Annotated in this window: 16 protein-coding genes and 1 pseudogene; 10 read left to right on the forward strand and 7 right to left on the reverse strand. The window is 64.5% G+C overall.

The features are described 5' to 3' along the window. Window positions 1-18: 18 nt before the first annotated feature. A complete protein-coding gene (locus tag VH88_RS08505; protein WP_045810851.1) occupies window positions 19-3372 on the reverse strand; it encodes an error-prone DNA polymerase in 3354 nt (1117 codons plus the stop codon). Beyond that, a complete protein-coding gene (locus VH88_RS16235; RefSeq protein ID WP_231576623.1) occupies window positions 3369-4943 on the reverse strand; it encodes a DNA polymerase Y family protein in 1575 nt (524 codons plus the stop codon). The genes VH88_RS08505 and VH88_RS16235 overlap by 4 nt, the downstream gene beginning before the upstream one ends. Window positions 4944-5771: 828 nt before the next feature. Here VH88_RS16235 and VH88_RS08515 point away from each other — a divergent pair. Both VH88_RS08515 and VH88_RS08520 read left to right on the forward strand, forming a co-directional pair. Continuing rightward, window positions 5772-6899 (forward strand): zinc-binding dehydrogenase, encoded by a 1128-nt coding sequence (locus tag VH88_RS08515; protein ID WP_045810852.1) that lies wholly within the window; start codon window positions 5772-5774, stop codon window positions 6897-6899. Between the two features lie 582 nt (window positions 6900-7481). Continuing rightward, complete coding sequence (locus VH88_RS08520) at window positions 7482-8096, forward strand: helix-turn-helix domain-containing protein (RefSeq protein ID WP_231576624.1); 615 nt, start codon at window positions 7482-7484, stop codon at window positions 8094-8096. On the opposite strand, the gene VH88_RS08525 is transcribed toward VH88_RS08520, so the two are convergent. Together VH88_RS08525 and cydD are read right to left on the reverse strand one after the other, a co-directional pair. Then, window positions 8093-9739: an amino acid ABC transporter ATP-binding/permease protein gene (locus tag VH88_RS08525; protein WP_045810854.1), complete on the reverse strand. Its 1647-nt coding sequence runs from the start codon at window positions 9737-9739 to the stop codon at window positions 8093-8095. The two genes, VH88_RS08520 and VH88_RS08525, sit on opposite strands and share 4 nt — an antisense overlap. Continuing rightward, complete coding sequence (gene cydD, locus VH88_RS08530) at window positions 9736-11340, reverse strand: thiol reductant ABC exporter subunit CydD (RefSeq protein WP_052689531.1); 1605 nt, start codon at window positions 11338-11340, stop codon at window positions 9736-9738. The genes VH88_RS08525 and cydD overlap by 4 nt, the downstream gene beginning before the upstream one ends. 196 nt (window positions 11341-11536) lie before the next feature. Here cydD and VH88_RS08535 point away from each other — a divergent pair, with 196 nt between their 5' ends. The 7 genes from VH88_RS08535 (at window position 11537) to VH88_RS08565 (ending at window position 19323) form a co-directional block, all read left to right on the forward strand. Then, a complete protein-coding gene (locus VH88_RS08535; protein ID WP_045810882.1) occupies window positions 11537-13117 on the forward strand; it encodes a cytochrome ubiquinol oxidase subunit I in 1581 nt (526 codons plus the stop codon). Between the two features lie 24 nt (window positions 13118-13141). After that, the gene (gene cydB, locus VH88_RS08540) at window positions 13142-14290 is read left to right on the forward strand and encodes a cytochrome d ubiquinol oxidase subunit II (RefSeq protein WP_045810855.1); all 1149 of its coding nucleotides are present in this window, start codon (window positions 13142-13144) and stop codon (window positions 14288-14290) included. 19 nt (window positions 14291-14309) lie between these two features. Further along, window positions 14310-14459: a cytochrome bd-I oxidase subunit CydX gene (cydX, locus tag VH88_RS08545; protein WP_017504187.1), complete on the forward strand. Its 150-nt coding sequence runs from the start codon at window positions 14310-14312 to the stop codon at window positions 14457-14459. After that, on the forward strand, window positions 14446-15822 hold the full coding sequence (gene hemN / locus VH88_RS08550) for an oxygen-independent coproporphyrinogen III oxidase (protein WP_045810856.1): 1377 nt from the start codon (window positions 14446-14448) through the stop codon (window positions 15820-15822). Before cydX ends, hemN begins: the two co-directional genes overlap by 14 nt. Before the next feature lie 128 nt (window positions 15823-15950). Then, on the forward strand, window positions 15951-16607 hold the full coding sequence (locus VH88_RS08555; RefSeq protein WP_045810883.1) for an OmpW family protein: 657 nt from the start codon (window positions 15951-15953) through the stop codon (window positions 16605-16607). A gap of 89 nt (window positions 16608-16696) precedes the next feature. Then, entirely contained in the window at window positions 16697-17668 is a 972-nt protein-coding gene (locus VH88_RS08560; RefSeq protein ID WP_045810857.1) for a GAF domain-containing protein, read from the forward strand. 137 nt (window positions 17669-17805) lie between these two features. After that, a complete protein-coding gene (locus tag VH88_RS08565) occupies window positions 17806-19323 on the forward strand; it encodes an aldehyde dehydrogenase family protein (protein ID WP_045810858.1) in 1518 nt (505 codons plus the stop codon). Between the two features lie 418 nt (window positions 19324-19741). Here the strand turns inward: VH88_RS08565 and VH88_RS16475 are convergent, their stop codons facing one another. Then, a complete protein-coding gene (locus VH88_RS16475; RefSeq protein ID WP_231576625.1) occupies window positions 19742-19906 on the reverse strand; it encodes an isoprenylcysteine carboxylmethyltransferase family protein in 165 nt (54 codons plus the stop codon). A 79-nt stretch (window positions 19907-19985) separates the two neighbouring features. Then, window positions 19986-20174: pseudogene (locus tag VH88_RS16480) on the reverse strand (MBL fold metallo-hydrolase); the annotation flags it as partial. Window positions 20175-20230: 56 nt separating this feature from the next. Between VH88_RS16480 and VH88_RS16485 the strand changes: the two are divergent. Further along, the gene (locus VH88_RS16485; RefSeq protein ID WP_231576626.1) at window positions 20231-20743 is read left to right on the forward strand and encodes a metalloregulator ArsR/SmtB family transcription factor; all 513 of its coding nucleotides are present in this window, start codon (window positions 20231-20233) and stop codon (window positions 20741-20743) included. A 646-nt stretch (window positions 20744-21389) separates the two neighbouring features. Here VH88_RS16485 and VH88_RS08580 read toward each other — a convergent pair. Then, entirely contained in the window at window positions 21390-22304 is a 915-nt protein-coding gene (locus tag VH88_RS08580; RefSeq protein ID WP_231576627.1) for a tyrosine-type recombinase/integrase, read from the reverse strand. Window positions 22305-22897 lie beyond the last annotated feature (593 nt).

Raw genomic sequence — 22897 nt, forward strand, 5'->3', positions numbered from 1 at the left:
CGGTCCCGCAATTTTGGATCAATGAAAATCTCTAGATCCGGGCAGGATGCGCACATCACGGGGATGGCGATGCGGTGGATGTCGGGGTGTCTGGGGATGGGCGACGACGTCGGCGCGGGCGAGTTGCACCGAAGTATCGTGATCTTGAGATAGGCGTGACAGTTCGCTGGAACGGTCGATGACGCGGCGGGCGACCAAGTGGACGACGCCTTCGGGGCTTTTCTCAACCACACCCTCGACCGCCATCAGGCGGGCGGCCATGACCTCGCGGCGGAACTGCTCGAACATCCGCGCCCAGAGGACCACGTTGATGATGCCGGTCTCGTCTTCCAAGGTGACGAAGATGGCGTTGCCCTTGCCGGGACGTTGACGCACCAGAACCACGCCGGCGACCTGCACCAGGGCGCCGCCGTGACGGGCTTCGGTCCGGGCGCAGGTCAGCAGGCCTTCGGCGTGGAAGATCGGGCGCAGGATGGCCATGGGGTGCGCCTTCAACGACAGGCGCAGTGTCTGGTAATCGGCGGCGACATGCTCGCCCAGCGGCATGACCGGCAGCCGGGCGTCGGGTTCGACGCCGAGCTCGCGCGCATCGGCGGCGGCGAACAACGGCAAGGGCGTGTCGTCAGGCAGTCGGCGCACGGCCCAAAGGGCTTCGCGCCGGTCCAGCCCCAACGATCGGAAAGCGTCTGCGTCAGCCAGCTTGCGCATAGCGGCAGACGGCAAGGCGGCGCGGCGGGCCAGAGTTTCGATGTTGGACAGAGAGAAGGCGCGGGCGGCGGCGAGCGCCTCTGCCCAGTCTTCGCGGAAGCCCTCGATCTGGCGCAGGCCGATCCGCAGCGCCGGCGTCTTGTCCGAACCTTCCAGACTGTTGTCCCAACCGCTGTAAGAGACATCGACCGGCCGCACCTCGACGCCGTGTTCGCGGGCGTCGCGCACGATCTGGGCCGGGGCGTAGAATCCCATCGGCTGGCTGTTCAGCAGGGCGCAGGCGAAGGCCGCCGGATAGTGGCGTTTGATCCATGAGGAGACATAGACCAGTTGGGCGAAGGAGGCGGCGTGACTCTCCGGAAACCCGTAGGAGCCGAAACCCTTGATCTGATCGAAGCACCGCTGGGCGAAGGTCGGGTCATATCCGCGTTCGATCATCTTGCCGACCATTCGGTCTTCGTAGGTGTGCAGGGTGCCGTCGCCTCGGAAGGTGCCCATAGCCTTGCGCAGACCATTCGCTTCCTTCTCGTTGAACTCGGCCGCGACCATGGCGACCTTCATCGCCTGTTCCTGAAACAGGGGCACGCCGAGGGTCTTTTCCAGAACCTGTTTTAGCTCGTCTTGAGGATACTGCGGTCCAGGCCTGGAGTAGTCCGGCTCCTCAAGCCCGTTGCGGCGGCGCAGATAGGGGTGGACCATGTCGCCCTGGATCGGACCAGGCCGAACGATGGCGACCTGGATCACCAAGTCATAAAGGCGGCGCGGCTTCAACCGGGGCAACATGTTGATCTGGGCGCGGCTCTCGACCTGAAACACGCCGATGGAGTCGCCCTTGCACAGCATGTCGTAAACGGCGGGATCGTCGCGCGGGATCGTATGCAGCGCCCAATCGTCCCCGTGATGAGCGCGGATCAGGTCGAACGCCTTGCGGATGCAGGTCAGCATGCCGAGCGCCAGCACATCGACCTTCATCAGGCGGAGTGCATCAATGTCGTCCTTGTCCCATTCGATGAAGGTGCGATCCGGCATGGCGGCATTGCCGATGGGGACCAGTTCGTCCAGCCGGTCCTGGGTCAGGACGAATCCGCCGACGTGCTGGGACAGGTGGCGGGGAAAGTTCAATAGCCGCATGGCCATCTTCACCGCACGCTGGATCATGGGATTGGCGGGGTCTAGACCGGCCTGCTCGACATGGCGCTCGCCGATCTCACCGCCCCAACTGCCCCATTGGCTGGAGGCCAGACGTGCGGTCACGTCCTCGGTCAGACCCAGCGCCTTGCCGACGTCACGGATGGCGCTCTTGGGACGATAGCGGATCACGGTGGCGGCGATGCCGGCGCGCGCGCGGCCATAGCGTTCGTAGATGTGCTGGATGATCTCCTCGCGCCGCTCGTGCTCGAAGTCGACGTCGATGTCAGGCGGCTCGCCCCGGTCGGTGGAAAGGAAGCGTTCGAACAGCAGATCGGATTCCGCCGGGTCCACCGCCGTGATGCCCAGTACGTAACAGACAGCCGAGTTGGCCGCCGAACCTCGACCCTGACACAAAATCCGCTTGTCCTTCGCCACCCTCACGATGTCGTAGATCGTCAGGAAGTACGGCGCGTAGCCGGCCTTTGCGATGAAGATCAGCTCTTTCTCCAGCAGCGCCTTGACCTTGTTGGGCACGCCGTCGGGATAACGCATCTCGGCATGTCGCCAGGTCAGCTGTTCCAGCCAGCCCTGCGGCGTCTTATCAGGCGGGGTCGTCTCTTCCGGATACTGGTAACTGATATCGCCTAGATCGAAGCCGATGCGAGACAAGACGTGCCGGCTCTCGACCAGCGCCTCGGGCGCATCGCGGAACAGGCGGGCCATCTCGGCGGGCGGTTTCAGCCAGCGTTCGGCATTGGCGTTCAGACGTCGGCCTGCGTCCTCGATCGTCACGCCTTCGCGAATACAGGTCAGCACGTCCTGCAGATCGCGTTGGATCGGGTCGTGATAGAGGACATCGTTGACGGCCAGAAGCGGTGCGCCGCTTCGCTCTGACAGTGTTTTCAGCCGGGCCAGTCTTCGACGGTCGTCGCCGTTCCGCCCCATCACCGCGCCCAGCCAAACCGCGCCGGGCGACGCATCGGTCAACTGCGCCAAGACCTGATCGATGCCATTCAACCGTTCGCCCGGCATGAGGATCAGCAGCAGATCCTCGGGCGCGGCCAGCAGATCGCGCAGTCCGATCTCGCACTGCCCCTTCACCGCCCGGCGATTGCCCAGGGTCAGCAGCCGCGTCAGTCGTCCCCAGCCGGCGCGCGTCTCGGGATAGGCGAGGATGTCGGGCGTCCCGTCGTTGAAGGCCAGACGCGCGCCGGTCGCCAGTTTGAACGTCGCGGCCCGATCCTTGACCATCTGCGACAGGGCTGGATCGTTCAGCGGATCCTCGACATAGGTCACTTCGCCCGGCCCGCCGCCGTCGCGCACGACATCGGGCGGCGACAGGCCGTCCTCGCGGATGGTCCGCAGGGCGCTCCAGGCCCGCACCACGCCGGAAACCGTGTTGCGATCGGCCAGACCCAGCCCCGAATGCCCTCTCAGGATCGCGGTCAGAACGAGATCCTTCGGATGCGACGCCCCGCGCAGGAAGGAAAAGTTGCTGGTCGCCGCCAGCTCGGCATAGGCGGGCGCGGTCAAGCGAACAGGCCGTGGACGAACCACCGCGGCTCGTCGGTCTCGCCATACAGGCCCTGACGGAACAGCCAGAAACGGCGGCCCTCGCGGTCCTCGACGCGGTAATAGTCGCGGGTCTTCTGATCCGGCGCGCGCCACCATTCGCCGCCGATCCGCTCCGGTCCCTCGGCCAAGGCCACCTCATGCAGAACCCGGCGCCATCGGAAACGCAGGGGCGAACCGTCCGGCACCTCCGCCAGGGTTTCCACTGGCTGGGGCGGGTCGAACATCTGCAAGGGCCGCAAGGGCGGATCGTCGGGATCGAGATCCGGCCAGTCATGAGCCGTTCGCAGCGCCTTCATCGTCGCCGGGACCATCCGTCCGGCGCGCTCGGGGATGTGCGACCCTAGAGGTTCGAAACTCAACACCGCCTCGGGTCCCAGCCGCGCCGTCAATCGGTCGATCAGACGACTGAAATCCTCGCCGTCGGGGCTGTCACCGTCGAGGCCGCGCTGAACCGGTTTCAACGTCTGGGCTTCCAGAACCGATAACCGCATCTGATCGAAACCGAAGCCGGGATCCAGCGGGCTTGCCAAGGCCGCCAACCGTTCGCGAAACAGACGCAGCACCGTGTCCACATCGCGTGTCGGACGGCCTGTCCTCGCGACGATGCGGCGAACTTGGCCATCAACGCGGTAGAAGCCGGCCTCAAACGCCCGCCCGCCCTGGCCCGCCTGGTCCAGGCGATCGGCGATGTCGATCAGCAGGTCGGACAGGACGCGATCCACGTCCGCGTCGGTGAGAATGGGTTCGAAAAAGACTCGATCCACGACGATGGGGGGCGGCGGTCGGTGCGGGGTGATGCGAACATCCTCGTCGCCAAGCAAACGAGCCAGACGTGAAGGGAAGTCCGTCCCAAAGCGGGCCGCAAGAGGCGCGCGCGGCCGGTCGTCCAGATCGGCGATCCGCTTCAGGCCGGCGCGCTGCAGCGCCTGGGCGTCACGCTCCGGCAACTCTAGCGCCGTGATCGGCAGCCGACGCACCGCCTGTCGATCCTCGCCCGAAGCGAACAGCCCACCCCGCCCGAAACGGGCCAAGGCGCGCGCCGCCTGGGGTGTGGACGCCAGAGCGCTGCGCATCTCCAGGCCGATGCGACCCGCACGCTGATACGCAGCGCGCACCAGGCCAGCCTCCCCGCCGAACAGATGGGCGCAGCCGGTGACGTCCAGCAACAGACCGTGCGGCGCATCCTCGGCGATCATCGGAGTGAAGCGGCCGAAGTCCTCCAGCACCCGCAGCAGCAGGGCAGAATCCACCTCGGGCCTATGGATGATGGTGCACAGGAACGGCGTTCGCGCCCTCGCGTCAGCCAGGGTCAGCCCGGGCGTCAGCCCCGCCCTTGCCGCCGCCGGATCGACGGCCGCCAGACGCAGGGCGCCGCCGACCTTCTCGACCAGGACGACCGGCGCGGGATTTGGCCCAATCTCAGGCGACGCGTCGCCCGCTATCGCCCCACGCCTCAGCCGGTCGCTGGGCAGCCACGGGAACCATAGCGCCAGATAGCGGCGCCGGTTCGCGGAATGATCGGGCGTCACGATCCCACTCCAAGATCCAGTTTTTCACTTCGCCCCCGCCGCGCCGCCGCAGCAGGGTAAGTGAGAAAGACGGATGGCCAGGCGCGCCTCCGGCCAGAGAGGTGGAGGCTGTTGCCCTCACAGACCATCTTGTCTCTGCCGCACTGGATGATGGCTCGGCTCCAGCACGCACACAGAAAAGCGTTGAGCCTCCCCACTTGGCCGCCAGAGCAAGGCGTCGACTTGAGTTCAATGAGAGGGCTTTAGAATTGCCCCAGGCACTAATAACAACAGATCCGACAGGAGGCGATTTTAGTGACTCCTCACCAACAAGAAGGAGATTTTTTATATCTGGAGCTTTGACTAGCAAAACCCTAGATGAATCGATTCCCATTTCTTCAATGCCAACGCCATAGGGAGTACCATGTTCTGAAGCCATCATTGCATCCAATGCCCAGACAACATGCTGTCCATTTGCGGAAAGCATTCCGACCGCCAAGGCAAAGGCATTTACCGCAACTGCGTCTGCGGCATTGGCTGCATAGAGTTCGTGAATCGCGTCCTGCTTAAAAGCACCAGAAAGTAGTCCAGGCATATGTTTTAAATGACAAACTTCTGGACAGCCTTTGTCCAAGGCCCTCAATCGCTGCCGGACAAGAGATATACGTTCAGCCCTGCACATGTTCTCCATTTGTTCTTTCTTGCATTGTGCAGAGAGCCTTTGTCAAGCCGCTATGTGGCGGCCAGATCGGGCATGACGCGCGCGCCAGACTAAATCTGAACCGATCGCGAGACACAAAACGTCATACATCCGTTCAGCAGCCGATGCCTCGATTAGGACCCATCTTCATGGCCCACAAAACGCGTGAATTACGATCAACGGTGAATAAGGACGGGGTTCTAACGCTGTCACTTGCGGAGATTGTGCTCGATGATCCGGCATCCGACGAAATCATTGTCCGTGTCGAGGCGGCGCCCATCAATCCTAGCGATCTCGGTTTGCTGCTTGGTCCGGCGGATGCAGCTTCGGTCCGCAAGGGTGTGTCGGACGGCGCCCCGCAGCTTAGCCTCGATATTCCGCCAGCGCGGATGGGCGGCATGGCCGGCCGGATCAACCAGTCGCTTCCGGTCGGCAACGAAGGGGCAGGGACCGTCATCGCTGCCGGCGATCAGGCGAAGGACTGGATCGGCCGTCGGGTCGGCATGATCGGTGGCGGCATGTACGCCGATCTGAGAAAGATCAAAACACGCGACGCCCTGCCGATTCCCGAAGGTGTGACGGCCGCCCAAGGCGCAGCCTTGACAGTCAATCCCATGACGGCGCTCGGATTTGTCGAAACCGCTCGGGCCGAGGGACATTCCGCGATCGTCCATACTGCGGCCGCATCCAGCCTGGGCCAGATGCTCCAGCGGATTTGCGCCCAAGACGGTGTGCCACTCGTCAATATCGTGCGTTCTGAAGATCAGTTGCGACTGCTGAAGGACGCGGGGGCGACCCATGTCCTGAACAGCCGCGAAGATGATTTTCGAACACAACTCACCGACGCGGTCACTGAAACCCGCGCCACTGTCGCGTTCGACGCCATCGGCGGCGGATCGCTGGGCGGCGAAATCATGCACGCGATGGAACGTGGCGCAGTCAACCGTATGACCGAATACAGCCGATATGGCTCATCAACGTTCAAACAGCTCTACGTCTACGGCGCGCTCGATACTTCGCCGATGATTCTGAATCGTCTTGCTTTTGGTTTCCAGTGGAGCGTGTCCGGGTGGCTATTGACGCCTTTCATGCAGAAGATTGGTTCCGATACCGTGTCGAGAATGCGCAAACGCGTCTTTGACGACCTGACCACCACATTCGCGACACGCTACACACGCACAATAGGACTTGCTGAAGCGCTCGACCCAGAAACTCTGCTTGCTTACGAGCGGAAGGCGACGGGAGAGAAATTCCTGATCGATCCAACCATAAACTGACGGCTAAAATTTCCGAGACTGCACAGGTTCGGAAACTGTTGCAGCCATAAACGGCTGGATTAACGTCAAAATAACGCAATTTGAGAGGTATGGCTATTGCACTCGACGACAGCGCTTCTGTTGCAAATCCGAAAGTGCTCTGGCGGCTGCGGAGGCGCTATGGGCACGAAAACACTAGGCGTAGATAGGTTGTGGATAAACGCCAGAAGCGATGACGGATATCCGTTTGGGACTCGTTGCGGACTTTGAGAAGAGCTGGTTTGCGTCAAGGCGACTACCCGATCGCAGCAGGCCGAGGACTAACTCCCATCTGATCTCTGCCGACAGATGAGGAGGTCTGTCTCGCACCAGCAAATTGTCGCTGTTCCTCTTTGAGTGATGCAAATGCCGAAGCACTCTCAGCTGGCACGTCGGAAATAGACTGCTTCGCGCGTGCTTAAGGGGTGATAGAAGGCGAGCATGTTGAAAGTCCGCGCGCTTCCGACGGCCTGTGCCGACCGGCCCACCAGTTCGGTCTGCTCAGGCTGTGGCGCGCGCGCGTTCAGCGTCTGCGACGCGTTGTCGGAGGTCGATCTTGGGCGATTGGATTCACTCGCAGAACGCGTGACGCTGGCGGGCGGCGACGTCCTGGCCAATGAGGCCGAACCGGCCGTGAACGTCTTCAACATCACATCGGGCGCGGTCCGGATTTACAAGCTGCTGCCCGATGGTCGCCGCCAGATCACCGCTTTCCTGTTCGCCGGGGATTTCATTGGGCTGACGGCGGGGGCGACCTACGCCTTCTCTGCTGAGGCGATTGAGGACACGACCGTCTGTCGCTTCCGGGCCTCGGAATATCGGGCCCTGGCGCGAGAGCGGCCCAGTCTGGAAGCGGCCTTGCTGAGCCGGGCGATGCATGAGCTGACGGCGGCGCAGGAACAGATGCTGCTGCTTGGTCGCAAGACCGCGCGTGAACGCGTGGCCAGCTTTCTGGTGACGATGCTTTCGCGCGATCCCTTGCGTCCGTCCGGCGACAACGCCGTGCGACTGCCGATGACCCGATCCGAGATCGCGGACTATCTCGGACTGACGATCGAGACCGTCAGTCGCGAGCTGACCAAGTTGAAGACCAGCGGCGTCATCCATGCCGTCTCTCTGCACGACCTGCGGATCGAGCGCCCTGACCGCCTGAAAGACATGGCGAACGGCGCATCCTAGGCGGCCAAATCATCCGCAGGGCAGGTCAGACGCAGATGTCCGTCGCTGCCCAGCCCTTCGACCCGGATGGAGCGGTTGCAGAGCGCCATCGGCAACGCCCGGTGGCTGACCAAGATCAGGCCTTGCCCCCGCGCGGACAGGCGGTTCTGAAGGCGGTCCATGACCTGGGCCTCCGTCGCGGCGTCCAAGCCTTCCGTCGGTTCGTCAAGCACCAGCCAGGGCGCATCGCGCAGATAGGCGCGCGCCAGGCCAAGACGCCGTCGTTCTCCGCCGGATAGCTGCTCGCCGTTCGGTCCGACGGCGGTATCCAGGCCCAGCGGTTCTGCGCGAATTCGGTCGCCCAGCGCGGCGTCGTCCAGCGCCGCCCACAGGGCCGCATCGTCGGCAGGTCCTGCAAGCAACAGGTTCTGGCGCACGGATCCGTTCAGCAGACGGACGTCTTGGGCCGCATAGGCGAACAGCCGGCGCCGACATTCCGGCGCGATGTCGAGGGCGTCCAATCCACCGAGCCGCATCTCTCCGGTCTGGGGCGTTCGCAACCCGATCAGGCGTTCGATCAGCGTCGTCTTGCCAGCGCCCGATGGGCCGAAGACACCGAGGCGGTAGGGCGGCGTCAACTCGGCGCCAAGGTTAGCAAGACCGAGCGCCGCACCGCTGAGCGGTCGACCGTGACGGGAGGACGCCGTGGACATGGCGGCGTCGAGGCGAGACAGGGCCTGGGCGGCGGAGCCGTTCTGGTGCAGGGCAACGACCAGCCCGCCGGCGGATTCGACACCCATCACCGCCGCCAAGGCTGCGAGCGCGATCAGCGGCAGATCGGCGGAGGATGCGGCGGGGATGACGACGCCGACCGCGAGGGCGCTCGCCGCCGCCTGCCACACGGCCATCCAGCCGCCCGAGCGGGTCAGGGCGATCTGCGCCGCGTCGTGATTGGCGGCGACCTGCGCGACCTGCGCGCACGCCCAGTCGTCAAGACCGTAGGCCTTCAGCTCGGGCGCGGCGGCCTCCAATGCGGCGAGGCGATCCTTCAGCGCGCCGGCGCCGATCTGGACTGCTCGGCCGGCGGGATCGGCGAGGCTGCGCGCGATCAGAACGCCGCCCAAGACAGCCGCGATCAACACGCCGAGCAGGGCCGCGCCGGCGAAAGGGGAGGCGAGGCCGGCCAGCAGCGCGGCGGAAACGGCGCCGGCGCCCAGACTCCAGGGCGCCGAGCGGCGCACTAAGAGCGTCTGAACTGCGTCGACGTCCTGAACCAAGCGGGCGGAGACCTCGCCGGACGACAGGTTCAAGGCGCGCTCGGCCGGGCCTGTGGCGATGGCGTCGAACACCTGCGGGCGCAGGCGGGCGAGCGCCTTCAAGGCGACCTCGTGGCCCGCGACGCGCTCGACATAGCGCCCGCCGGTGCGGACGATGGCCAGCAGGCGGATGATGGCGCTGGGCATCATGTAGTTGAAGCTCTGGGCGGCCGCCGCGCCCGCCAGGCCCGCAAAGGCCGCGCCCGTGATGAACCAGCCCGACAGCCCCAACAGACAGACGGCCGCCACCGAGACGACAGCGCCGCCGGCCGCAGCGAGCCGAAGCCGGGCGCGTTGAGCCTGAGTTTGGGCGGCGATCAGGCCGGCGATGCGCGACGGGACTCTCATAGCGTCACCACGCGGTCGGCCAGGGCGGCGACGGCTGGCGAGTGGGTGGTGATCAGGGTGGTGCGGCCGCGCGCGGCCTGACGGATGACGTCGAGCATGGCGCGTTCCGAGGCCGGATCCAGATTCGCGGTCGGCTCGTCCAGCACGAGAAGCGGCGCCCGCTTCAGGATGGCGCGGGCGAGGCCCAGGCGACGGCGCTCGCCGCCCGACAGACCGCCGCCACGCTCGTCGATGCGGCGATCCAGATCGCCGGACAGGCCCGCCGTGCGCGCGGCCAAGGCGATGCGGCCGGGGCAGGCGGTGCGATCCGCCAAGGCGATGTTCTCGCTCACGGTCCCAGGCGTCACGATCGGGTGCTGGCTGGCCCAGGCGACCCGCCCGGCGATGTCGCCGCACTGGCTGAGCCGCGCACCGCCCACCTCGACCTCGCCGCGCGTCAGGGGCGCGAGGCCGAGCAGCAGATGCAGGAGGCTGGACTTGCCTGCGCCGCTGGCGCCCATCATCGCCACGATCTGGCCCGGCGCGATGTCGAGGTCGAACCCGTCGATGACCGGCGCTGAGCCTTCATAAGCGATGGCGACGTCGCGGAAATGGATGGCGGGCGCCAGATCGCCGAGAGGCGCGCGCTGGGCCGGGCGCGGGTGTGGCGTGATCAGGGATGGGGCTGCGGCCTCGGCGGCCTGGCGATCATGATAGGCGGCCGCCAGGCGGCGCAGCGGCGCATAGACTTCGGGCGCCAGGGCGAGAACGAAGAAGGCGCGCGACAGGTCCAGCGTCTCGGGAACCGGGAAGGGCAGCAGCCGCAACAGGTTGAAGCCGCAATAGACGGCGATCAGCGCGACCGACAAGGCCGAGAAGAACTCCAGCATGCCCGACGACAGGAAGGCGATGCGCATGACGCGGGCGGTGCGGCGCTCCAACTCGTCCGAGGCTTGGGCGATCTGCACCGTCGTGCGGCTAACGGCCTCGAAGGCGAGGATGGCGGGCAGGGTGCGGATACGGTCGATGAACAGGCCGGACAGCCGCTCAAGCGCCTGAAACTGACGACGGCTTTCGCCCGCCGCAGCCGTGCCCGCCAGCGCCATGCCGACGATGAAGGGGAAGAGGGTGAACAGCAGGATGCCCGCCGACACCGGGCTGGCGATCGCGGCGGCGGCTATGACCAGCAGCGGCGAAACGCCTGCGGCGAGGCGCAAAGGTGCAAATCGTGAATAGTAGCCGTCCAGCGCGCCGACCCCTTCGACCAGGGCCGTCATCTGCGCGCTGGATCGCCGTCCTCGCCCGAACAGGTCTGACAGCAGGCGGCCTCGGACGTCGGTCTTTACCGCCCGACCCAGCTTCGCGCCGACGATCACGGCGGCCTGGCCGATCAGGCCGCGCGCGATCAGACTGAACACAGCCAGGGCCAGCCACGGCGCGGCGGCGGCCGGCGATACGGTCAGGCTGGAAATCGTCAAAGCCAGCCCCGCCGCGAAGCCGATCGCTGGCGCGACGTCCGCAATGGTCAACACGCCGGTCAGCAGGGTCAGCCGCCCCCACGGACGACCGATCTGCTTCAACCAGGCGGCCGCAGAGACAGGGACGATTGGCACGGCGCTCATCAGCGGACTCCAGCGCTCGGCGCAGGCCGCGCGCCACTGGGCGAAACGTCGTTGGACGAAATGTCCAAGGACCAAGCGTCCAATAGGGCCGGGCGTTCGCCGCCGCTTTGATCGAGATCAAGGCGGGCGTCCTGCGCACCGCCTACGACCGACGAAACGTCGGTCCAGCAGACCGATTCCTCGGAGCATCGCCATGATCGACCTCGCGGTCGTCGACCTGTCCCGGCTGCAGTTCGCGCTGACGGCCCTTTACCACTTCCTGTTCGTGCCCCTGACGCTGGGGCTGTCGTTCATGCTGGTCATCATGGAGTCGATCTATGTGATGACCCGCCGGCCCATCTGGCGGACGATCACCCGGTTCTGGGGCGTGCTGTTCGGCATCAACTTCGTGCTGGGCGTCGCGACCGGCATCACCATGGAATTCCAGTTCGGAATGAACTGGAGCTATTACAGCCACTATGTCGGCGACATCTTCGGGGCGCCCCTGGCCATTGAAGGGCTGATGGCCTTCTTCTTGGAAGCGACCTTCGTCGGCCTGATGTTCTTCGGCTGGGACAAGCTGAAGCCGCATGCCCACCTGTTCGTCACATTCATGGTCGCGCTGGGCACCAATCTTTCGGCTCTGTGGATCCTGATCGCCAACGGCTGGATGCAGAACCCGGTCGGCGCCGCCTTCAATCCCGACACCATGCGGATGGAGGTCACGGACTTCATGGCCGTGGTGTTCAACCCGGTGGCCCAGGCCAAGTTCGTCCACACCGTCAGCGCCGGTTACGTCTGCGCCTCGGTCTTCGTGCTGGGCGTTTCGGCATTCTATCTGCTGCGTGGCAAGCACGTTGGCTTCGCCAAGCGGTCGATGACGGTGGCGGCGGCCTTCGGCCTGGCCTCGTCCTTGTCGGTCGTCGTGCTGGGCGACCAGTCCGGCTATAATCTGACCGACAACCAAAAGATGAAGCTCGCCGCTCTGGAGGCCATGTGGCGCACCGAGCCTGCGCCCGCTGGCCTGACGCTGATCGGCATTCCTTCGATGAAGGACCGCGAGACCCATTTCGGCGTTCACGTGCCGTGGATCATGGGGCTGATCGCGACCCGCACCATCGACAAGCCTGTCGAAGGCATCTTCGAGCTGGTCGCCACGGCTGAGGACCGCATCGAATCCGGCGTCATCGCCTATGATGCGCTGGAGAAGGTCAAGGCTGACCCGGCCGATCCCGTCGCGCGCGGCGTGTTCGAGACCCATCGCCGCGACCTGGGCTACGGCCTGCTGTTGAAGCGCCACGTCGCCGATCCCCGCCAGGCCACGCCGGCGCTGATCCAGCGGACCGCATGGGAGACGGTGCCGAACGTCCCGGCCCTGTTCTGGAGCTTCCGCATCATGGCGGGCATCGGAATGTTCATGATCGCCCTATTCGGGACGGCCTTCGTGCTGTGCACCCTGCGCAAGCATCATACGAAGTGGTTCCTGCGGTTAGCCGTCCTGGCCATCCCGCTGCCGTGGATCGCCATCGAGTTCGGTTGGATATTGGCCGAGTTCGGCCGCCAGCCTTGGGCGGTGGAGGGCGTGCTGCCCACCTTCCTGGGCGCCTCGTCCCTGACCGTGCCGCAGCTGTGGGCCACGATCGTCGGCTTCACCCTGCTGTACGGCGCGCTGGCGGTGGTCGAGGTGCGGCTGATGCTGTTCGCCATCAAGAAGGGGCCGTTCCACGAACAGGAGACGTTCGGCGAACCCAGCCCCGAAGCGCCGACCGAGCGCTTTCCCGCGCCCGCCGTGGCCTGACCCAAGACCTTAGGACATCCGACAATGGATCTTCCCCTCGACTTCGCCACGCTTCGCCTGATCTGGTGGGGGCTGCTGGGCGTGCTTTTTATCGCCTTCGCCCTGACCGACGGTTTCGACCTGGGTGTCGGCGCCCTTCTGCCCTTCGTCGCCAAGACCGACGAGGAGCGCCGCATGGTGATCAACACCGTCGGCGCCACTTGGGAAGGCAACCAGGTGTGGTTCATCCTGGGCGGCGGCGCCATCTTCGCCGCCTGGCCGTTCGTCTACGCCGTCAGCTTCTCGGGCTTCTACCTGGCCATGTTCCTGGTGCTGTCCGCGCTGATCCTGCGGCCGGTGTCGTTCAAATATCGGTCGAAGCGGGCGTCGCCGAAGTGGCGGTCGTTCTGGGACTGGTGCCTGTTCATCGGCGGTTTCGTCCCGGCCCTGGTGTTCGGGGTGGCGGTGGGGAACGTCCTTTTGGGCGCGCCCTTCCATCTGGATGGCGATCTGCGGTCCTTCTACGACGGCACGCTGCTCGGCCTGTTCACCCCTTTCAGCCTGATCGCCGGCCTGTTGTCGGCAGCCATGCTGGTGCTGCACGGCGCGGCCTGGCTGTCGGTCAAGGCGGAGCCCAGCCCTGTTATGGAGCGGGCGCGCCTGTTCGGCACGGTCGCCGCTGTGTTGGCCCTGGTTCTGTTCGCGGTCGGCGGACTGTATGTCGCTTACGGCGGCCTGGGCTACCGGATCACCGGCGCGCTGGACGTCAACGGCTTTTCCAACCCACTGCGAACGACGGTCCAGGCCGCGCCCGGCGCCTGGCTGGATAACTACGGCCGCTATCCGTGGATGCTTATCGCACCGGCCTTGGGCTTCCTGGGCGCGCTGGTCGGTCTGGTCGGGATGTGGCGGCGGTCCGCGACGCTGGCGTTCGGCGGATCGTCACTGTCGGCCGTGGGCATCATTTCCACCGTCGGCCTGTCGATGTTCCCCTTCATCCTGCCCAGCTCGGTCAATCCGCAGTCCAGCCTGACAGTTTGGAACGCGTCATCCAGCCATCTGACCCTATTCATCATGCTGATTTGCACGCTGATCTTCCTGCCTCTGGTGCTGCTCTACACCGCCTGGGTCTATCGCGTGCTTTGGGGCCGGACCTCGACCGCTGCACTCAAGACCAATCCCGACCTGTACTGACCCTTAGGAGCACAGAACCATGTGGTATTTTTCCTGGATCCTGGGGCTTGGCCTGGCCGTCGGCTTCGGCGTGCTGAACGGCCTGTGGCACGAGTTCCATCTCTTTGACGAAGGCGACGCCGGCCTGTCCACGCCCGACGCATCGAAAGAGGGCGATGTCCCCCTCTAGCCCCTCGCGCGCGTCCGTTCGCGACCTGATCGCGCGCTATGACGCCAATGCGCCGCGCTATACCTCCTATCCGACGGCGGCACAGTTCACGCCCGCTGTCGGACCCGGCGAATGGGCCGACTGGCTGGGGTGCCTGCCCTCCGATCGGCCGGTCTCGCTGTATCTCCACCTGCCGTTCTGCAAGCGGCTGTGCTGGTACTGCGGCTGCAACACCCGGGCGGTGAACCGGGCGTGCGTCATTTCCAGCTATATCGATCTGCTATTGCGTGAGGCGGATTTGGTCCTGGCCCGGATCGGCCGGCCGGTCCGTGTCGGCTCGATCCATCTGGGCGGCGGCACCCCGAACATGCTGTCGCCGGACGATCTGGAACGACTATTCGCCGGTCTGTCCGCGCGGTTCGACCTAGGCGACTGTTTCGAGATCGCCGCCGAGTTGGACCCCGAAGTCCTGACGCAGGAGTGGGTCGAGGCGGCGGGCCACATCGGCCTGAGCCGCGCCAGTCTGGGGGTGCAAGACCTGTCGCCGCGCGTGCAGGCGGCGGTCAACCGGCCCGAAGGTTTCGAGACCATCCGCTGGGCGGCCGAAGCCTTGCGCGGGCAGGGCGTGACCTCCCTCAACCTGGATCTGATGTACGGCCTGCCGCTTCAAGCCGTCGAGAACGTCATCACCACCCTGGGCCAGGTCACGACGCTGAGGCCGGAGCGGATCGCCCTGTTCGGCTATGCCCATGTGCCGTGGATGAAACCGCATCAGCGGTTGATCAATGACGCCGAACTGCCGGACGCCGAAGCGCGCTTCGCTCAGAGCCAGGCGGCGGCGCGCTATCTGGTAGGGAAGGGATGGCAGGCGATCGGACTGGATCATTTCGCCCTGCCGCACGACGGGTTGGCCGCGGCGGACCGGGCCGGACGGCTGCATCGCAACTTCCAGGGCTATACCACCGACGCCGCAGAGGTGCTGATCGGCCTGGGCGCCTCGTCGATCAGCCGCACGCCCAGAGGCTATGTTCAGAACCACGCACAGGAACGCGACTGGCGCCGCGCGGTCGAGGCCGGCGATCTGCCGGTCGCCCGAGGCGTCGCCCTGACGGAACGCGACGTGTTCGTCAGCCAGATTATCGAGCGGCTGATGTGCGATTTCGTCGTTGATCTGGCGCCCATCGTTCGACGTCGCGGTCGAGACCTGTCGGACGTCGCCGGCGCCTTGTCCCTGTTGGAGCGCTTCGTCAACGACGGTCTGGTGCGGATCGACGGGACGGTGGTGGCGGTGACCGACCTGGGCCGCCCCTTCGTCCGGGCGGTTTGCGCCGCCTTCGATCCCAATGCGGCGGCTCTCCAGCAAAGGCATGCGCGGGTGGTGTGAGTGGACAGATTGTCCACCCGCTGAACGATTTGCGCTGGATCAAGGCTGAGGCGTCCACCGGGGCGCACACCCCGCTCAGACGCCTGACAAAGGCCGCACGACGCGGCCATGGCGTCGGGGATCAGAAGATGAAGACCAAGACCCTGCTGCTCGCCGCTGCCGCCTTCACCGCCTGCGCGGCGCCGGCCTTTGCTCAGACATCCGTCGCCTGGGAGACGCCCAAGAAGGGCGACTTCCTGGTGAGCGGGCGCGTCACCGACGTCTTCTCCCAGGCCGATGACGCCATCATCACGGCGGCGGGCGCGGACACCGGCCTGAAGGTGGATGTGGGCGACAGCGTCATGCCAACCCTGGGCTTCACCTACTTCCTGACCGATCACTTCGCGGTCGAGGCGATCCTGGGCACGACGCGGCACGAAATCCGCGCCCAGGGCGGCGCGCCGGATGTGGCCGTGCATGAGACCTGGGTCCTGCCGCCGGTGGTCACCCTGCAGTACCGCCCGCTGAGCCAAGGGAGCTTAAGCCCCTATTTCGGTGCGGGCGTGAACTACATGCTGTTCTACAGCGGCAAGGACAAGAACGGCTTCACCGTCGATCTGGACGACGGTTTCGGCTACGCGCTTCAAGCGGGCGCGGATGTCGGGATTCAGGGGCCCTGGAGCCTGAATCTCGACGTCAAGAAGGTCTGGTTCGAAACCGACGCCAAGATCAACGACGGCGCCCTGAAGTCCAGCGTGAACCTCGATCCGTGGGTCTTGTCGTTGGGCGTCAGCCGCAAGTTCTAGCCGAAGCCTCTACGGGTCAGCGACCTTTGTCCCATTGACTGGAACGCCGATGCGGCGCTCTTTTTCCGAAAGAGCACCAGGGAAAATCAATGGTCGCGCAAACGGGAAACGGCCACGGCAAGCTGATCAAACAGGCGCTGGACGCCGCCGGCGGTGAGGCGCGTTCGGCCCTGGCGGCGTCATGGCGACGATCGATGTCGCTTTATGGGCTCGATCCCGAGGATGAAGGCCGGCCGAACACCCTGACAGACCAGGAGTTGCGCGAAGCCCGTGACGCCCTAGAGCCAATGACAAGGGCGGCTCAGGACTCGCTTGACCGCCTGTTCCTGGCCGTCGGCGATACCGGATGCTGTGTTCTTCTCACCAACGCTGAAGGGGTGACCTTGGAACGGCGAGGCGCAGCGGCGGATGATGAGATCTTCCGCCGCTGGGGCTTGTGGCCCGGCGCGGTCTGGTCTGAGGCGGTTGAGGGTACAAACGGCATCGGCACGGCTTTGGCCGAGCGTCGGCCGCTGACCATCCATCGCGATCAGCATTTTCACACCCGTAACACGGCGCTGAGTTGCACCAGCCAACCCATCTACGGACCGACAGGGCGGCTGGCGGGCTTGTTGGATGTCTCGTCGTGCCGGGCCGATGCGACGCAGGGCGTATTGGGCTTGATCGCGGCGGCGGTGGCGGACGCTGCGAGAGCGATCGAGGCGCAAACCTTCCGGCACGCTTTTCCCCACGCGCGCATCGTGCTGACCGACGATGCGGCCGGACGAAACACGGCGGCCCTGCTGGCGGTTGATCAGGACGATCTGGTGGTCGGAGCGACGCGCGCCGCACGCCTCGCGCTCGCGATCACCGACGACCGGATCGCGAACCAGCTGGCGGCGTCGGAGGTGCTGGGCGTCGGCGCAGTAGAAGCCGATCTTCTGAACGCCGAACGCGGCGCGGTGCGTCGCGCGCTAGCCTTGAGCGGTGGCAATGTCTCGGCGGCCGCGCGCGCTCTCGGGGTCAGCCGCGCGACCCTGCACCGCAAGCTGCACAGGCTCGGCCTCTCTAACGCACCTTAGCAAGCAATCTGTCGCAGTTCTGCGACAGGTGTGCGCCGCAGAATGGCAGCGTCCTCTGGCGTCGTGCTCTCCGCCGGACGACCTTCTGATCCAACGACGTCGACAATGGACGCCAGAGGACAACGCAGGAGGCCATCATGACCAAGCCCGAATTCATCCGCGCCGCGACCCCCAAGTTCAAGGCGCGCTACGAGAACTTCATCGGCGGACAGTGGGTCCCGCCCGTAAACGGCCGATATTTCGAGAACACCTCCCCGGTGAATGGCCGCGTCTTGTGCGAGGTCGCACGATCGGACGCGGCCGACGTCGAACTGGCCCTGGACGCCGCCCACGCCGCCAAGGACGCCTGGGGGCGAACCAGCGTCGCCGAACGCGCCATCATCCTGAACAAGATCGCCGATCGGATCGAAGCCAATCTGCAAGCCGTCGCGGAGGCGGAGACTTGGGACAACGGCAAGCCAGTGCGCGAGACCACGGCCGCCGACATCCCCTTGGCGATCGACCATTTCCGCTATTTCGCAGGCTGCATCCGGGCCCAGGAAGGCGGGATCTCGGAATTGGACCACGATACGGTCGCCTATCATTTCCATGAGCCGCTTGGCGTGGTGGGGCAGATCATCCCTTGGAACTTCCCGATTCTGATGGCGGCCTGGAAAATCGCCCCGGCCCTGGCGGCGGGCAACTGCATCGTGCTGAAGCCGGCGGAGCAGACCCCGGCGTCTATCCTCGTGGTGATCGAATTGATCCAGGATTTGCTGCCGGCCGGCGTACTGAACATCGTTTCGGGCACGGGTGGCGAGGTGGGCGAGCCGTTGGCCACCAATCCTCGCATCGCCAAGATCGCCTTCACCGGCTCGACCGCCGTCGGTCAGAAGATCATGGGCTATGCGACCCAGAACCTGATCCCGGTGACGCTGGAGCTCGGCGGCAAGTCGCCGAACATCTTCTTCAAGGACGTGATGGATCACGACGACGCCTATCTGGACAAGGCACTGGAAGGCTTCGCCATGTTCGCGCTCAATCAGGGCGAGGTCTGCACCTGCCCCAGCCGCGCATTGATCCATGAGGACATCTATGAGGCCTTCATAGAAAAGGCGATCGCCCGGGTGGAGTCCATCGTCCAGGGCGACCCTCTGGACCCGGCCACCATGGTCGGCGCCCAGGCCTCGGACCAGCAGCTGAAGAAAATTCTCGGCTATCTAAAGCTGGGCGGGGAGGAGGGCGCCGAGGTCCTGACCGGCGGCGATCAGGCCGCGCTCAAGGACGATCTGGCCGGCGGCTATTACGTTAAGCCCACCGTGTTCAAAGGCACCAACGACATGCGGATCTTCCAGGAGGAGATCTTCGGTCCGGTCCTGGCGGTCACAACCTTCAAGACTTTTGAAGAGGCCATGGAAATCGCCAACGACACCGAATATGGCCTGGGCGCCGGGGTGTGGTCGCGCGACATGAACACCGCCTACCGCGCCGGTCGCGCCATCCAGGCAGGCCGCGTCTGGACCAACTGCTACCACCAATATCCGGCCCATGCGGCCTTCGGCGGCTACAAGAAGTCGGGTATCGGTCGGGAGAACCACCGCATGATGCTGGACCACTATCAACAGACCAAGAACCTTCTTCTCAGCTACAGCCCCGACAAGTTGGGCTTCTTCTGATCTAGGCGCAGGATGGCCGATCTAGGATTGGCCATCCTGCGTACGGTTCCTATCATTAGCCGCTCAGCTGGACGGGCCTGCAACTGATCACGGTGGCGCTGCTGCGAGCAGCCTGCACAGGGGACGGTTTTGAGCCGCTGAACGTCAGCTTTTGAGCTTTGAGGCAATGACCGCTCTTGGCGCATCTGCGACATCACAAATGACTTTGCCTGACTCAAAGCGGAGCTTTAAAAGGTCTGCCTTCGGATTGCGCTAATACAGAGCCTGCCGTCGTGTGATCACGACCGCACTCGACGCCCAAACCAGCGGCTCACACTGATAGCGTAGGCGGACCACGCCGCGCCGAAGAGGGCCGCCAAGTGTCGTTCCTCGCGCCGGATGGCGACGCGGTCGGTGGCGAAGGCGGCGATGGCGGTGGCTACGAAGAACCAGGCGTTGTCGACAGGCCGCCGAGGCCGAGCAGCAGCAGGCCGTTGGCGAGATAGATCGGGTTACGGCTCCAGGCGAAGGGGCCGGTCGTGACCAAGGCGGTCGCGGCCCTGTGCGGCAGGATGTTGGCCCGCCGCCGCCGCATCTCGAGCATGGCCCAAAGATCAAGGCCAAGGGCGAGCGCGACAAGCAGGCCGCCGACGGCAGAGGCGCCGGGAAATAGCGCCGGAGCAGGCAAACTCGGTCCGGCCCGGGGGCGCCTTGTAATCGTGACACAGGAAGACCCGCGCCTCGTCCGGCAAAGAGGTCAGGCGATGGATCGAGCGGTACAGGGTCCGGGCGTCGCCGCCCGGGAAGTCGCAGCGCGCCGTGCCGTAGTCGGGCATGAACATGGTGTCGCCGGGGAATACGGCGTCGCCGATGCGGCCATCGCCGACGGCGAGGGCGACGCGCCCTTATACTATCGCGAGCGCCGCCCATGACCGACGACCAGGCCGCCGCCATGGAGCGGTTGAAGGAGAAAGCGCCCGAGGCCGCCGAGCTGTTGCGCCAGCTGGCCAATGCAAACCGGCTGCTGATCCTGTGTCATATCGCCGAAGAGGAGCGCTCGGTGGGCCAGCTCGAGGCGGACCTCGGCATCAAGCAGCCGGCGCTATCCCAACAACTGGCTGAGCTGCGCCAGTATGGCCTGGTCAAGACCCGCCGTCAGTCCCGCTCGATCTTCTATTCGATCGCCGACGATCGGGCCCAGGCCGTTATGGGCATGCTCTACGAAATCTTCTGCGGCGATGCGAAGGCGGTCGGCGCGCGGCGACACGGCGCAATTCGCACGCATCACCGCCGTTGCACGTCGATGACTGAAAACTCAACTGTGCAGCAGATGCCCAACGACGGCAGCACGGCCACTCAACTGGGTGCCCAGCGTTCTCGTGCTGGGTCGGAAAGTGGCTTGGTCGGGCGCCAGATAAGGCAATTGATCGAAGCATATTGAAGTCGTGTTTTCGGCGCAGAGTGAACGACTGCTTCTTGCGCTGGGCTGACGCAGAGGGCGTGAAATTGAAACGGCAGAAAGCTCACCTTCTGGGAGGTTGATCTTCTCCGGCGGATGGCATCTGCAAGGAGGAGAACTGAAAGGTTGCGCGACTGCAGTCAGCACAGCGGCCCCGAGCGGGAGCGCGAGCGCCGCGTCGGAAGCGTCGGAGCCTGCCGCGGTGTCGTCGCACTGGACGGCGTCGTACCAGGGCGTCGGCGGCGTACTGCGTCGATATTCGACGGGGGTGCGTCGGGTGCCATCGCCGCAATGAACACGCCAGGCCCGCTCGACCGCGTCGAACTGGTCCGAGGCGTCCAGACCCAAGTCCAGTCCAACCTTGCCGACGGGTTCCTCGAACCCGTTCTCCGGCTTTGAAAGCTGCGCAGCGGCGTTTTGAGCTCTGACAGGCTTCAGCTATGCAACGGAGAGGAACTGGTGTTTTCTGCCGATAATATATCTTAGGCGATAATATGAGTGCGCTGCTCAAGGCCGCAAACGGCTGTAACGAACCACAATTGACCGCCGTTTCGATTGTTTTCCGAAATCGCACCAGAATTGATTTCCCAGCTGCTCCAGAATTTCTTCCGGCGCCCTTTCTCCAGTGTCACTCAATCCGAATGCGTTCGATGGCGTCCTGAGTGATCTGATCATTCCGACGATCATAAAGTTTGGTCGTTCTGGGGCTCGAGTGATTGGCCATCTCCTGGGCCAATTCGAGCGTGCCCTCGTTTAGCAGAAAGGTCGTGATGCCTGTTCCGCGAAACGAATGATTGCCCACCTTCTCAAGCAAGCCAGCCGCCGCCGCTCGCCGCCGCACCATGGCATAGGCATCGTGTCGCGACAGACGGCGCGTGGTGAGAAGACCGCTCCGTCCGCGTGAACTGCGGAAAAGCGGTTCGCTAGGCTCAGCGCGATGTCCGGCCGCATCAATATAGGCGTCCAAGTGGTCCAACAGTTTATGGTGGATCGGAAGCTCGTGGATCTTGCCGCGTTTTTCGTGGAGCCTGACCCATGATCGTCCAGCAGTCTGCACGAGGTCCTGAACATTCATGCCGACTGCCGCCGATACCCTTGCAAAACTATAAGTCATCAGAGCGATTAGCGCTCTGTCGCGGAGTTGCACCTGGGTTTCCGTAGGAATGCTTTCGATCAATCGCCTCGTCTGTTCTGGAGACAGGATCGGCGTCTTGCCTCGGGTCACCTCGTGGATCGGCCCTCGAACGGCATGTGCGGGATTGTTGTCCATAACGCCAGTGCGTACGAGCCAATCGAACAGGCTTCTAAGGGCGGCAAGGCGTAGCTTCACTGTGGGTGCGGCCACCCGTCCTCCGCACTCTTCTATATAGGCGGCAACATGGAGCGGTCGGATTTCGCGCAGCGACGTCAGGTTCGGGATGTCGCCCCACGTGAGGAAATCGCCAACGGATCGTAGGTATGCCGTCCTGGTGTTCGAGTTCCGAATGGTTGCGGCGAAAAATTCCAGAAAACGCTCGCCGGCGTCGTCCTGGGTGTCGGCCACAATAGCTGGAACCACCAACTGCGATTCATTCCGAACTGGTGCTCGGGCGAGTGAACCATTTCCAGGAACGGTGATGTCCGAAGGGTTAGTTTTCACCCAATAGCGCCCTACTCTCCAGTTCGGCTATGACCATACATAAAGGACATTATGTGCGACAAAATCAACCGTGCTGCCTCACGCCTTATCGAAGGGCTCAGAACTCGCTCTGCACCACTGCTACGGCTACGGCCATACGCTCGGCCTGATCGGCTGGTCACCAATGCGCCAGCAGCGGACATTGCCCTGCGGCTCAAGAGCGGACCTTTTCCCTCGGGAAACGTCACTAGTTAGGAACAAGCCATCACCTCAGTCAGGCGTAATGGCGATCAGCGACTCGACTTAAGGCAACGCTCCTGCGTACCTGAGATAAACGGGGGAGCGTATGTCGGAAATCGATGGGCAAATCGCTGATCTAACGCTGTGGGACGGGTCAACTTGGCAGTTGAAGGGCTGGCCCGGTGTAAACCGCTGGATCGGCCAAGTGGATGCGATGTGGCTTCCCATCCAAGACGGCCACGTAGGTTCTGACCCTGTGATCCTCCCTCGGTTTGGTG

The organism is Brevundimonas sp. KM4 (assembly GCF_000964075.1).
GTDB lineage: Bacteria > Pseudomonadota > Alphaproteobacteria > Caulobacterales > Caulobacteraceae > Brevundimonas > Brevundimonas huaxiensis.